Genomic DNA, 12,833 nt, shown 5'->3' on the forward strand with positions numbered 1-12,833 from the left:
AATCATATATAATAGAGGAGTTTTACATCATGGCAATTAAAGTTAAGGCAATTATCGGTAGTACAAGTTCAACTTCATTCAACTTGAAAATAGTTGAACATATGAGAAGTCGTTATGCAGATCAATTAGACATTACACCTGTCTTTATCAATGATCTTGATATGTTTTCAATTGATATAGAAAGCAACCCATCTGCAAACGTAGTTGATTTTAAAAATAATGTAAAAGATTCAGATGCTGTATTATTTGCAGTTCCTGAATATAACTTCTCTATTCCAGGCGCAATGAAAAATGCAATCGACTGGTTATCACGTGGTGGAGATTTCACACTTAAAAACAAACCTGGCTTCATCGTAGGATCATCTATGGGAGCATTCGGAAGTATCCGTGCGCAACTCCACTTAAGAGAAATTCTGTCAAATCCGGCGTTAGCTCCTATCTTACTGCCAGGTAACGAAGTATACATCGGTTCAGTTCATGAGAAAATGAACGAAGCTGGTGAACTTACTGATAAAGCTACGATCGATTTCTTGGATTCAGTAGTATTTAACTTTATTGAGTTCTATAACAAAACAAATACTACAGTTAAAGCTTAAGAAATCTCCTGATCATCAAAAACAGACACTCCCTGGAGAGTGTCTGTTTTTGATTTATCCATTATAGTGCGTCGCTGGTATTCTGGCTAATTCTTTTCTTTTCAATATGTGTGGCATGACCGGTGCCCCATTCGTGCATAATTGCTAAGATGGGCTGTAAGCTTTTTCCGTAATTCGAGATAGAATACTCAACTTTCGGGGGGACCTGTGGATAGATGACTCTGTTAATAATATCTTCATCTTCCAATTCCCTTAATTGTTTGGTTAACATTTTTTGAGTAATGTCGGGCATCAATCTTTTTAATTCACTAAATCTTTGAGTACCTTCAGTAATTAAATGCAGTAAAATAATTGGTTTCCATTTACCTACCAAGATCCCTAAAGCTTCGTCAACTTTACATAGTTCAGGCTTTATCTCCATAATAACCTCCATAGGTATCTTTTTGTATACTATAGCACTTTATAGTGCGTACTTCACATTCGGGTAGATTTATTCCATAATAACATATATAGTGATCCATTACTATTCGGTAAAATTTAGCTATATATACTGAACAAATGAACACCTTACTAAACTTAGCGAAAGAGCCTTACAAGGGGCAGCCGAAGCCTGGGGCACCCCTTAGCACAGTAGCGAATACAATGGGATCTTTTAATTCAACATATATATCCAAAACAGAAGGAGGAATTTAATATGAATAATAAATCGGTCTTTTCAAGGGGAATCAGAAGTGTAAGGGATGTCGTTTATCAGGAACACTCGCCAACTCATAAAGTAGGATTGGTAATTGAACCGGGAAACTGGGAAGAAGTCGATCCATTTCTATTGATGGCTGAAGACTTTTTTGTGCGTGGAACATTTGGCATGCATCCACACCGTGGTATTGAAACTGTTACGTACGTCATTGATGGGACGCTAGAACACTTTGACAATAAGACTGGGGGAGGAGAACTACATCCAGGAGACGTTCAATGGATGACAGCGGGTAAAGGAATCATTCATACAGAGGATCCGGCTGTTGGGGAAACGGTTCAATCCCTGCAACTGTGGGTCAATCTTCCAAGTGATAAAAAAATGACGGAACCGCGTTACCAGAACATGCGTGCACAAGATATGTCGGTCCGTCATGAAGACGGCGCTACGATACGTGTCTTTTCCGGTTCTTCGGAAGGTGTTACGGCTGACACGAAAAATCACGTGCCTGTTACGATGGTTGAATTGATCATTGAACCCGGTACCACTGTTACACAGGACCTTCCCGGCAGTTACAATGGATTTCTGTATATAATAGAAGGAATAGGGACATTTGGCAGTGAAAGCGTGGAGGGGAAGAAGGGGCAGGTTCTCTGGTTGGAACGTGGAACAGATGAAGAACAAACTGAAGTGAAGATTCACGCAGAAGAGAAACTGCATATCATGTTATATGCAGGTAAGCCTGTCGGAGAAAAAGTAGTAGCTCGCGGCCCGTTTGTGATGAATTCAGAAGAAGAGATTATGCAGGCCTATAAAGATTACAGAGAAGGAAGATTCGAGTGAACATGTACCAGTGAATTTAGTGCGGAATCACAAAGTATGAAATATTCTAATAGATTTGATATGATTTTAAGTGAAATAAGAAAATGGGAGTTGCTGATATGGGAAGTAAGATAGAGCAGGTAGCGAGTTTTAAAGAAGCAATGGGGAATTACCCGACGGGAGTCACTGTCGTTACAGCATTTGATGCAGATAAAAAACCGATGGGATTAACGGTCAATTCATTTGCATCGGTATCATTAGAGCCTTTACTAATTTTATGGTCCATTGATAAAAGAGTATCCACTTATAGTGACTTTCTAGATGCTGAAAAATTTTCGGTGAATATTTTGGCAGCAGATCAAAGTGAGTTATGTACGTTATTCTCGAGCAGGGTTGCTGATCGATTTAGTCAATGTGATTGGAAAGAATCGGATTTAAACCTACCAGTACTTTCAAATTCGCTTGCGGTTTTACAATGTAAGACGGTGCAACAAATTGAAGCTGGAGATCATACGATATTAATAGGCGAAGTATTAGATATTCAGAATGAAAGTAAAGAACCACTTCTGTATCACCGTAGAACTATAGGTGCAATTCCAGAAGAATTTTATGGCTGACAGTGTCTATACAATCTTCAGTGTAGAAAAGCGTGTTATCAGTTTAATCTACTGATGACACGCATTTTTTTCTTGAAAAATAGGCTCTGTTAAAGTTTAATGTTGATATAGGAAAAAATTAGAACTTCCAATTATCCAGAAGTTCTAATTCGTAGTACAGCCTTCTTATACTAAGGTACCCATTTATGGAAAATAATTGTTAGGGATAAATTTCTTCTTTTTTGCTATAAATTTCATAAGCAAAATAGCCAACTAATAAACCTATCCCAGGTCCCCAAGCAATTGCAGATAGTAAGGGGATTAGGGAAAATATGTTTAAAAGTACAGCAATAGCGAATCCAATCATCATTCCGAATGGTATTAAACTATCTAATAAATTTTGAGCACTTTTTGACTTTTTCTTACCAAGCGTGCCTTTCTTATACTTATGTTTCATTCTTAGAATTACAAATACTGCAATTCCACCCACTATTACAATGGGTAGTAAAATACGCACAAATTCCAAAGTTGAGCCCATATTATAATCCCTCCTTTCTTTTGCTTTTGAATTGATTCAATTTTAACATAGTTTATTCCATTAAATGGTCCGTTAGTTGAATAAGAACTACTTTTTATAGTGCGAATCCTATATATGTTGACATAAAGAATCCACTCAACAACGCTCGGCTACCCCTATGAGGCGCCTTCGCTGGAGATTATATAGAACCATTAGTTCAACATATATAGGTGCATCATAGGTTTCTGTATTTTGTGTTAGATTTCCTCTGATAATCAAGTCATTCAAAGTGACTTCATTTCTCTGATATTGGCTACTTTCTAATACTTGAAACCAAGTGAGATAGTTGTTCAAATATTTAGTTGCAGCTCACCTGGAATAGTGCCTAGCCCCACGAGCCATTGCCGCAGAACATCGCGATCTTAGCCTGCCTACTTCCTTTGATTGAATTATGCCTGTTGTATCTTAAAGGACGTCTTGCGCTTTTCTCAAGCCAAGGATACAACGTTCTTGCGGACCGCCTTACTGGAGATGGCTAGCACTAGAACTAGGCCCGCCGCCATTAATGCGCCATCGAGTAGAAGTGGCAAGCCCCAGCTGCCGGTGTTATCTCGAATGACTCCGGAGACGACAGGTGAGAGAACTGCTCCGATTTCTCCAATCAAATTGAGCATTCCAAACATGGATCCTCTGCTTTTTTCGGGCGTCAAATCGGAAGCCAGAGCATGTGCCACCGGTTGCAATGCAAAAAAGAATAATCCGGAGACAAACAAAATGACAGACATAACGATGGGGTTGTTATTGCCCATCATGACATAGACTGCAAATATAAAAATAGTTACAGTCAGTACAGCGGTTAGTACAGCAAGGACGTTACGTCGCCCATTTGGACGATTGGCCACTATGTCAGAAATTTTGCCGCCAAGAGGAAAACCAATGATTCCGGCCAAACCATTAAACGATGCAATCAAAGCGGCAGCCATTAACGCACCGCCACCGAAATCTTTGACGATAGAGACGGACCAAAATCCGTAAAACCATAGATGCCACATGATAGGGATAAAGAACAAGTACAATAAGAAAAGATTCTTATTCGCTATTAACGGTTTTATTTCAGACTTCTTCATTGTGTATAAATAAAGTATTAAGAGCGGACAAAGTGCAACAAGAATGACCGCAATCGCGATAGAGGACAGACCTAGTTTGACGGAAAAATAATAGATGCCCATCACTATGACAAGAAAAACGGCTGAGTACATGGACATGTACAATAGCCCTTTGCCAAACTGTGCTTTAATACCAGGTGAAGATAAATCTACAGAAGCACTTGAATCGTTTTTGGGCTTCATATATTTAAATAGTAGGAGTGCAATAATGAGTGTAATTGTTCCGGTCACGAAAAAAGGAAAGCGCCAAGCCCCTTCACCCATAAATGGTTCTGCGACTGTAATAAGATAAGGGACGCCAAGTGTGCCAGCTGTCAGACCAACAGAAAGTCCGGTAAGCGCCACGCCCATTCCTAATCCAATTTTTTCAGGAGGTGTATGAAAGGCAATATAAGAGCGGTCATTCGAATAAAAAACGCCTTCGCCTAGCCCGAGTAGGACTCGGAAAAGAATAAATGCAACAAGGCCCCCCACCAAACCTGTTAATAAAGTGGCGATTCCAGCCCAAACAATACTTAAAATGATAATAGCACGATAGCCAAACCTGTCCCCAAAGTAGCCACCAGGAAATTGCATTAACATAAAACCGGCAAAAAATAAACTACCAATCAATCCGCCAATTCCATGGGGGTTTGCCACGTCTGCAAAAAAAGAAACTTCATTATCAATCATATATGTAATGATCGGCCCAGTTGCAACCCGGTCAACGTAAGAAACAAACCAACCTAAAAATAACAAGCCCCAAATCGTATGATACCTTTGCAAGCCTTCCTTTTTCATTCCTCACACATCCAATTCTATTGTTAATAAAACAAAATGCCCCTCCACTGTGTTAGTAGAGAGGCATTCGAGAGAAAATACCCTCTCATTTTCCAAAGCATAGTGCTTTGCAGGAATTAGCACCTTATCAACATGATTGTTGAATGGTTGCCGGGTTTCATAGGGCCAGCCCCTCCACCGCTCTTCATAAGAGTTTTATTAGCCTATTTAATTTGTAAAGGTTACTGCCAAACGTCTTGCGCGATAGTTACAACATGACGAACTTTTTCCCATTGTTGTTCTTCAGTTAACTGATTACCTTCTTCTGTTGATGCGAAGCCGCATTGTGGGCTTAAGCATAGTTGATCTAAAGGAACATACTTTGTGGCCTCTGCTATTCTTGCTTTAAGCAGTTCAGGGGCCTCTAATTCGCCGAATTTAGAGGTGATCAAGCCTAATACGACGAAAAGGTCAGGGCGATTGACATGGCGCAACGGTTCAAAACTGCCGGAGCGTTCGTCGTCAAACTCAAGGAAAAGACCGTCAACATCTAATCCGCCGAAAATTGTTTCGGATACATCCTCGTAGCCACCACTAGAAAAATAGGTCGATTTGAAGTTGCCGCGGCAAATATGCATCGTCACGAGCAAGTCGGCAGGCCTTTTCGCGATGGATTCATTGATGGCCCGTGCGGATAGTTGTACAAGTTTGTCAGGATCTTGCCCCTTCGCTTTCAATGTTTCCCTTCCTTCTTCCGACAAGAAGGAAGCCCATGACGTGTCATCGATTTGAAGATAACGACATCCCTCATCGTACAGTGCTTGAATTACGTTTTGATAGGCAGTAACCAAGTCATCAAATAATTCTTCATCATTTGCATAGATGCCTTCTTCGAATGTCGCTCTGTGAATCAGCATATTCGGGCTTGGAATCGTGAATTTTGCAACTGCATTACCTGCGATGCTTTTCAGGAACTTGAAGTGTTCAATCATGTAATGGTCGCTAAACCCAATTTTTCCTGTCACTCTAATGCCGTGTGCTTTCGTTACAACACCATTGAATTGGAGTCCTTTATCTGTTTCGAAAAACTCAACGCCGTCAAAGCCAGAAAGGAAGTCAAAATGCCACCATTTACGGCGGAATTCTCCGTCCGTCACAGAATTAAGTCCAGCTTCTTTTTGCTTTTCGACGAGCTTTGTAATTTCTTCGTCTTCGATTGTGCGTAATTCCTCGGCAGTGATATCACCGGTTTCTCTTTGCAAACGCGCCTGCTTTAGGCGTTCTGGTCTTAAAAAGCTCCCGACGTGATCTGCTTTAAATGGTGCTTTCGTCAAAGTTTGTTCGGCTATAGGTTTTGTCAATTTAAATTCCTTCTTTCCAATATAATAATGTTTTCTTTAATGGTACTTAATTAGGTATGGCAACTTTTTCACTTGTTTTAATCAAGGCTTGATCAAAATCGGCAATCAAGTCATCGACATGCTCGAGTCCAACAGAAAAACGTAGCAGACCATCGGTAATACCACGTTTCTCCCGTTGTTCTTTAGGCATGGCGGCATGGGACATCGTTGCAGGATAGGAGAGAATTGATTCAACTCCGCCTAGACTTACTGCGAAAACGGGTATCCGAACGTTTTCAACAAAGGCCTTTGCTGCATCTCTGTTTGGCAAACGGAAAGATAAGACAGCGCCTGGACTTGTCGATTGTTTCGAGTGGATTGCGTGTCCTGGATGACTTGCTAACCCTGGATAAAACACCTCATCTACTAACGGGTGGTCGTTCAAGTACGAGGCTATTTTACTCGCCGATTCGGATGACTGTGTTAAACGGGCACCAAGCGTTTTAATTCCTTGAATTAACGCGTAAGAATCTTGTGCGCCTAGAATAGAGCCGAAAGAGTTTTGAATGAATGCCAATCGATTGCCAAGTTCTTCACCCTTTGTAACCGCTAGCCCAGCAATGATATCGCTATGCCCCGATAAAAACTTGGTAGCACTATGAACAACGATATCAACTCCAAGATCTAGTGGACGCTGGTAAAGTGGCGACATGAATGTGTTGTCGAGAAACGTCAGACAGTCATTCAATTTTGCAAGTTCAACAATCGCTTCAATATCTGTAATGCCCAAACGCGGGTTGGATGGTGTTTCAATATAGATTACTTTTGTATTTGGACGGATTGCACGTGCGGTTTCATCTACATTCACTAGATCTACAAATGTATGGTCGATACCGAATTTCGGTAATACCTCGGTTACGAATCGGTATGTGCCGCCGTAGACATCTTCGGTAACCACGATATGGTCACCCGAAGAAAGGAGCATAAATGTAGCCGAGATGGCAGCCATTCCGGAAGCGAAGGCCAATCCGCGCGAACCGCCTTCTAGTGAGGCAATCGTTTTTTCCAACGCATCTCTCGTTGGATTGCCCGAACGGCTATAATCATACGGTCCAAATGCATCGAAGCTTTCCTGATGGAACGTTGAAGATAAGTAGATAGGAACGTTGACAGCACCTGTTTTTTGTTCGTAATCCCCGCGTGTCGAAGCATGGATAATAGTCGTTTCCAACCGTTCTTTATTCAAACTCATCGTTGTAGCACCCCGCTATTCAAAGTTGCAAACACTTGCTTCAAATCTGCGATCAAATCGTCAGCCTCCTCGACTCCGACAGAGAAACGTAAAAGTCGGTCGCAGACGCCACGTCGTATTCGTTCTTCACGAGGAATATCGGCATGGGTTTGCGTTGCTGGATAAGTAATGAAACTTTCCACTCCGCCTAGACTTTCCGCAAATGTAATGAGCTGCAGATTTTCAAGGAATGGCCCGACCGATTCACTATCGTTCAGTCGAAATGATAGCATTCCACCTTTTCCTGGATAGAGAACGTCCGTAACAAGTGGTTCATCTTTCAAATAATTGACGATTATTTTCGCGTTTTCATCATGCTGTTTCATTCTTAAATGCAGTGTTTTCAGCCCTCTGATGATTAGCCAAGAATCGGAAGGGGAGAGGACTGCGCCGATAGCATTATGGTTGGCGGCAAGTTGTTCGCAAATTTTTTCACCTTTTGCAACGACAAGTCCCGCGAGGACATCGTTATGTCCACCGATATATTTCGTTGCGCTGTGCATGACAATGTCAGCCCCGAATTCAATCGGTCTCTGGAAATAAGGCGTTAAAAATGTATTGTCGACAATCAACAGTAAATCATGCTTTTGAGCCAGTTCTGCATACTGCCGAATATCAAATTCTTGCATGAGTGGATTGGTCGGTGTTTCTATGAAGAGCGCTTTTGTCTTCGAAGTTATCAACTTTTCGGTCTCGTTCACATCGGCGAAACTCGTATACGTTGTACCGATTGAATAAACGTCGGAATACTGTTCGAGCAAGCGATATGTGCCACCGTAAATATCTTCTGGGACAATCAATTCATCTCCAGGACGGAACAGTGTCAAGATAAGCTGAATCGCCGCCATACCAGAACTGCATGCATACCCTGCATCACCGCTCTCTAAGTTTGCAATTCCATCTTCCAATATGGAGCGGGTTGGATTTTTTGTCCGTGTGTAGTCGTAGCCAGTCGATTGACCGAGCCCCTTATGTTTGTACGCAGTTGATAAATAAATCGGAGGGTTGACAGCGCCCGTCTTCGGATCACTGTTGTTGCCTAATTGGACTAGGATTGTATTCAAACTTTGTTTTGTCATTGTAGTCACCCTTTTCTTTTAGATTACAAAAGGGGACCCTCTATAAGAAGAGGGTCCCCGAAATATCGTAGACTATCTTCTTATCTTCTAGGGAAATGAACACCTAAAGGAATTAGCACCGTACCTGAACAGGTTGGTTGCTGAGACGTCATAGGGCCAATCCCTCGGTCTCTCTTGATAAGAATCAAATTATGGAATTATGTGAAAAGAACAATTTCAATAACTTTATCATGACATGGAAAATAAAACAAGAGCGAATTATTAAAATCTGTCTTTCAGCAGCTGCATCCGTTGATTGAATAGACTTGGATATGATAAAAAGCCAAGCAATACACTTGTCACTGCAGCGGTCGTCAATAATAGGAATATGATGAGCAATTGGAACTGAACCGCTTGGATGGGGTCCGCACCTGCGATGATTTGACCACTCATCATACCTGGAAGTTGAACCAAGCCCATTGTCTTCTGACTTTCGATTGTCGGGATCATGCTTGCCTTGATTGCGTTGATGAGTTGTCTATGAATGGCCTGTTTTGGCGTTCCACCGAGAGAAAGGATGAGTTCGGTTTCATCACGATGCGTTTCAATCTCAGCTGTGAACCGGTTAAGGAATAGGATTGATAGCACCATTGAGTTGCCAATCACCATGCCGCTAATTGAAATGATGTATTGTGCGGTTGGCGGTACGATTTGAAAGCCTAGTAGAATACTCTGGGTTAGTACTTCTACAAAAAGTAATGTGACCGCGATTTTCCAAGTGATTCCCTTGATTGCTTTTCCTTTCTTACGGGTGTTTTGTGTTGCCGCTGCAATCATTAATGTAACCATTAACAAAATGTACAATATGTTTTCAGAATCGAAGACAAATTTAAGAATATAGCCGACCATAAGCAATTGGATAATGGACCGAATTGTCGCAATGATTGTGTCTTTTTCCAAATCTAAACGTAGAGTCTTTGATAGTAGTAAAGGTATGATTACAAATATAAGTGTAATGGATAACGTAAGATAGCTCATTCTACGCCTCCTTGCACAAACTGCTTCACAAATTCATTTGTTGGTGATTTCAATAAGTCACTTTCGCCAGTTTCAATGACTTGACCATTCATTAGAACCCAAGTGTAATCTCCAATTGATAAGGCTTGTTCTAAATTATGTGTTATCCAGATGATGGTTGTGCCATACACCCGGTTAATCTTGACGATTAATTCTTCGATTTCATGTAAAGATGTTCGGTCCAAGGCGGATGTGATTTCATCCAGTAATAGGATTTCAGAGCGGTTGATTAGTGTGCGAGCAATGGATACTTTTTGACGCTGACCACCGGATAATTCATTGGTTTTACGATGTAAAAATTGCACATCTAATCCGACGTCTTCTAGAATTTTAATGGCATCCTGTTCAGGCAATTTTTTACCTTGAAGTTCCATAGGGAGAGCTAAGTTATGATAGACGGTGCCTTTAATCATTGGTGCGCTTTGAAGTGCGATTCCGACATGGCGGCGTAGTTCAACGGGTTCATATGTGGAAATGAGTTTATCGTGAATGAAAATATCTCCTGAAGTAGATGAGATCAGCCCGTTACATAATTTAAGCAATGTTGTTTTTCCTGCTCCAGAAGGGCCGACGAGCGTTGTGATTTTCCCTTCCGGAAAGGAGCCCGTAATATTTTTTAAAATATGTACGTCACCAATGGAATAATTGGCGTCATGAAAGTGTAGGGCGGGTTTATAAAAATTGGACATTACATTCTCTCCTACCAGTTTCTTATTTATAATAATTCTAATCTAGGTAGTTTTGTCATGCAAGGAAAATCTATTGCAATTCCAAAAAATGTTTGTTACTATATCGTTAATCGATATAGCGATAAGCGATATAGTGAGAAGGTGAAAGAATGATAAAACAGCCAGAAAGTTTTTTACCATTGTCGCAGGCAACATATTATATTTTACTGTCCTTAAGGGAAGTACGTCATGGATATGCCATTATGCAGGACGTAGAAAAAATAAGTCAGGGGGAAGTTACAATGGGTCCCGGGACATTATATGGAGCACTAGGAAAATTAGAAAAGCAGAAAATCATTCAAAAAGTAGACATAGATGATGCAGAACGCCGCAAGTATAATCAGCTGACACCCTTAGGTAAAGAAGTGCTTCAGCTTGAGTTTAAGAGGCTTGAATCACTTGTGAAAAACGCCAGGAGCATCATAAAAGAAATGGAGGGCGAAGAAGATGACTGTTAAAAGGTTCAAGATTTTTCTTGCTTCGAGTGTTGATAAAGAAGAGCAGTGGCTGACGGATATGTCACGCCAAGGATTTCATTTTAAAAAGTATGGATTATTTACCTATACCTTCGATGAAAATCCTAATGAATCATATGTCTATCAAATTGATTTCCGGGATGCGAATGAAGAGTATATGCAACTATGTAAAGATGCCGGTTGGCAATATGTAGACAGCGCTCTAAAGCAATTTCATTATTTTCGTACAGAAGCAAATGAGTCAGGGGTAAAAAAGATTTACTCTGATGGTGAGTCAGTAAAAGAAACGTTTCAGCGGATGATGAAATTTTATCTGATATTATTTATAATCTTTTTAACATCGCAAATTGGATTGTTTTTGACGTGGAAAGGTCAGTTGACTCAAATAATTATGACGGTTATCATTATGCTTGTTATTCTTTTGTACTTGTACGTTTTTATTTCCTTGAAGAGAAAAATTGATTTTTATTGACTAATAAATGATGCTTATTTCAGCAAGTACTATTTGAAATTCATTCACCAATCGTCATTACAACCTTGATTGTAACTGCTTTTTTAGCGATATTCTTTTCTATATATATGATTGGATTATCGAATGAAGATAAACCCCCTTGGTAAATAAAGCGAGATGATTTAATGAAAAAGTGGAGGGCAAACAATTTGAGTTTGCCCTTCTATTTTATCTCCAAGGGGAGGTGATTGAATAACCAATCATGAAATTACTTGATCTTAGTAAAGAAAACGCCACAAGTAAAACGTCGCATAGGACTCCCAGTTCTCCCATGGTGCAGCAAGCTTTAAAATTTCTTCTTTCGTCGGCTTTTCTTCTGCTCCTGTCAAATGTTTGATGGCGTTATGAAGTCCGACGTCAGCAATTGGGAATGCATTTGGGAAACGCAAACAGCGCATTAAGACATAGTTTGCGGTCCAGGGCCCAATTCCACGGATTTTGATAAGCATGTTTTCCGCTTCCTTAAAGTTCCCAGTTTCCAATACCTGAGCTTTGGATAGGCTTCCATCTGCGATAAGCTGTGCAACCCCAATCAGGTACTCACATTTTTTTACGGTCATTTTTAATGACGATAAATCCTCGACTGTAAGCTTCGCAATGTACTCTGGTTCAGGGAATATCCAGTATGACTGTCCTTCCCATTCAATCGAATTTCCGAACGTCTCCACAAAGCGCCTTTTCAACGTATATGCGTATGTCAGATTGATTTGCTGTCCAAGAATTCCCCAACATAACGCTTCAAACAGGTCAGGGATTCCGATGTTTCGCAATCCGTAAAACTCACTTACTGCTTGTTGAAGCAATGGATCCCTTTTCGCCATCTCATAATAAGGTTTCAAATCAGTATCGAGATCGAACCAATCACGTACATAATGGACGACCATATCCCGGACGCTATCGTTAGACGGTGTATATTTTTCTATAAACCGAACCAGAAGGTTACCCTCTGTATTTTCGCTGACTTCGACTAATAGAATCTCATTCCCAACTGGAATTGCCTTGATCACTTTACCATCACGGATTTCAAACATACACTCATTGTTTGACCTGGACATATAGCTGATATTTTCTTTGAAATTGAACTCTTTCGGAACGGCTATTATCAAATGATCTTGTTGATTAACTAGCATTTTAAAAATCTCCTCTGCATCTTATCTATATGTTTAGTTGTACCATAATCCCAGGTGGAAAAGTTTCGCTAT

14 protein-coding genes, 1 pseudogene and 2 riboswitches are annotated in these 12,833 nt (G+C 40.5%); of the genes and pseudogenes, 5 read left to right on the top strand and 10 right to left on the bottom strand.

The window, feature by feature from the left end; translation table 11 throughout:
* Positions 1-29: 29 nt before the first annotated feature.
* The gene (locus AZE41_RS03010) at positions 30-596 is read left to right on the top strand and encodes an NADPH-dependent FMN reductase (protein WP_082786472.1); all 567 of its coding nucleotides are present in this window, start codon (positions 30-32) and stop codon (positions 594-596) included.
* A 61-nt stretch (positions 597-657) separates the two neighbouring features.
* Here AZE41_RS03010 and AZE41_RS03015 read toward each other — a convergent pair whose 3' ends face one another.
* Positions 658-1,017 carry a winged helix-turn-helix transcriptional regulator gene (locus tag AZE41_RS03015; protein ID WP_067205487.1) on the bottom strand — a complete coding sequence of 120 codons (360 nt, stop codon included), beginning with the start codon at positions 1,015-1,017 and terminating at the stop codon, positions 658-660.
* Between the two features lie 273 nt (positions 1,018-1,290).
* Here AZE41_RS03015 and AZE41_RS03020 point away from each other — a divergent pair, with 273 nt between their 5' ends.
* Both AZE41_RS03020 and AZE41_RS03025 read left to right on the top strand, forming a co-directional pair.
* A complete protein-coding gene (locus tag AZE41_RS03020) occupies positions 1,291-2,133 on the top strand; it encodes a pirin family protein (protein WP_067205490.1) in 843 nt (280 codons plus the stop codon).
* 98 nt (positions 2,134-2,231) lie between these two features.
* Positions 2,232-2,729 carry a flavin reductase family protein gene (locus tag AZE41_RS03025; RefSeq protein ID WP_067205492.1) on the top strand — a complete coding sequence of 166 codons (498 nt, stop codon included), beginning with the start codon at positions 2,232-2,234 and terminating at the stop codon, positions 2,727-2,729.
* Positions 2,730-2,928: 199 nt separating this feature from the next.
* Here AZE41_RS03025 and AZE41_RS03030 read toward each other — a convergent pair whose 3' ends face one another.
* The 8 genes and pseudogenes from AZE41_RS03030 to AZE41_RS03060 all read right to left on the bottom strand — a co-directional run bounded on the left by AZE41_RS03030 (position 2,929) and on the right by AZE41_RS03060 (position 10,605).
* Positions 2,929-3,246 (bottom strand): hypothetical protein, encoded by a 318-nt coding sequence (locus tag AZE41_RS03030; protein ID WP_082786473.1) that lies wholly within the window; start codon positions 3,244-3,246, stop codon positions 2,929-2,931.
* 135 nt (positions 3,247-3,381) lie between these two features.
* A pseudogene (locus AZE41_RS23125) lies at positions 3,382-3,591 on the bottom strand (hypothetical protein); the annotation flags it as partial.
* Positions 3,592-3,713: 122 nt separating this feature from the next.
* On the bottom strand, positions 3,714-5,171 hold the full coding sequence (locus AZE41_RS03035) for an MFS transporter (RefSeq protein WP_067205495.1): 1,458 nt from the start codon (positions 5,169-5,171) through the stop codon (positions 3,714-3,716).
* A gap of 82 nt (positions 5,172-5,253) precedes the next feature.
* Positions 5,254-5,364: riboswitch (SAM riboswitch) on the bottom strand.
* A 28-nt stretch (positions 5,365-5,392) separates the two neighbouring features.
* The gene (locus AZE41_RS03040; RefSeq protein WP_067205497.1) at positions 5,393-6,511 is read right to left on the bottom strand and encodes a 5-methyltetrahydropteroyltriglutamate--homocysteine S-methyltransferase; all 1,119 of its coding nucleotides are present in this window, start codon (positions 6,509-6,511) and stop codon (positions 5,393-5,395) included.
* A gap of 46 nt (positions 6,512-6,557) precedes the next feature.
* A complete protein-coding gene (gene metC / locus AZE41_RS03045) occupies positions 6,558-7,742 on the bottom strand; it encodes a cystathionine beta-lyase (RefSeq protein WP_067205499.1) in 1,185 nt (394 codons plus the stop codon).
* Complete coding sequence (locus AZE41_RS03050; RefSeq protein ID WP_067205501.1) at positions 7,739-8,860, bottom strand: methionine biosynthesis PLP-dependent protein; 1,122 nt, start codon at positions 8,858-8,860, stop codon at positions 7,739-7,741. The genes metC and AZE41_RS03050 overlap by 4 nt, the downstream gene beginning before the upstream one ends.
* A 77-nt stretch (positions 8,861-8,937) precedes the next feature.
* A riboswitch (SAM riboswitch) is annotated at positions 8,938-9,044 on the bottom strand.
* Positions 9,045-9,121: 77 nt separating this feature from the next.
* Positions 9,122-9,877: an ABC transporter permease gene (locus tag AZE41_RS03055; protein WP_067205503.1), complete on the bottom strand. Its 756-nt coding sequence runs from the start codon at positions 9,875-9,877 to the stop codon at positions 9,122-9,124.
* The gene (locus AZE41_RS03060; protein WP_067205506.1) at positions 9,874-10,605 is read right to left on the bottom strand and encodes an ABC transporter ATP-binding protein; all 732 of its coding nucleotides are present in this window, start codon (positions 10,603-10,605) and stop codon (positions 9,874-9,876) included. The genes AZE41_RS03055 and AZE41_RS03060 overlap by 4 nt, the downstream gene beginning before the upstream one ends.
* A gap of 149 nt (positions 10,606-10,754) precedes the next feature.
* Between AZE41_RS03060 and AZE41_RS03065 the strand changes: the two genes are divergently transcribed.
* Positions 10,755-11,102 (top strand): PadR family transcriptional regulator, encoded by a 348-nt coding sequence (locus AZE41_RS03065; protein ID WP_067205508.1) that lies wholly within the window; start codon positions 10,755-10,757, stop codon positions 11,100-11,102.
* Positions 11,092-11,592, top strand: coding sequence for a DUF2812 domain-containing protein (locus AZE41_RS03070; RefSeq protein WP_067205511.1), 501 nt, complete (start codon positions 11,092-11,094; stop codon positions 11,590-11,592). Before AZE41_RS03065 ends, AZE41_RS03070 begins: the two co-directional genes overlap by 11 nt.
* 257 nt (positions 11,593-11,849) lie before the next feature.
* Here AZE41_RS03070 and AZE41_RS03075 read toward each other — a convergent pair whose 3' ends face one another.
* Positions 11,850-12,761: a DNA-3-methyladenine glycosylase family protein gene (locus AZE41_RS03075; RefSeq protein WP_067205513.1), complete on the bottom strand. Its 912-nt coding sequence runs from the start codon at positions 12,759-12,761 to the stop codon at positions 11,850-11,852.
* Positions 12,762-12,833 lie beyond the last annotated feature (72 nt).

This window comes from Sporosarcina psychrophila, assembly GCF_001590685.1.
GTDB classification, from domain to species: domain Bacteria; phylum Bacillota; class Bacilli; order Bacillales_A; family Planococcaceae; genus Sporosarcina; species Sporosarcina psychrophila.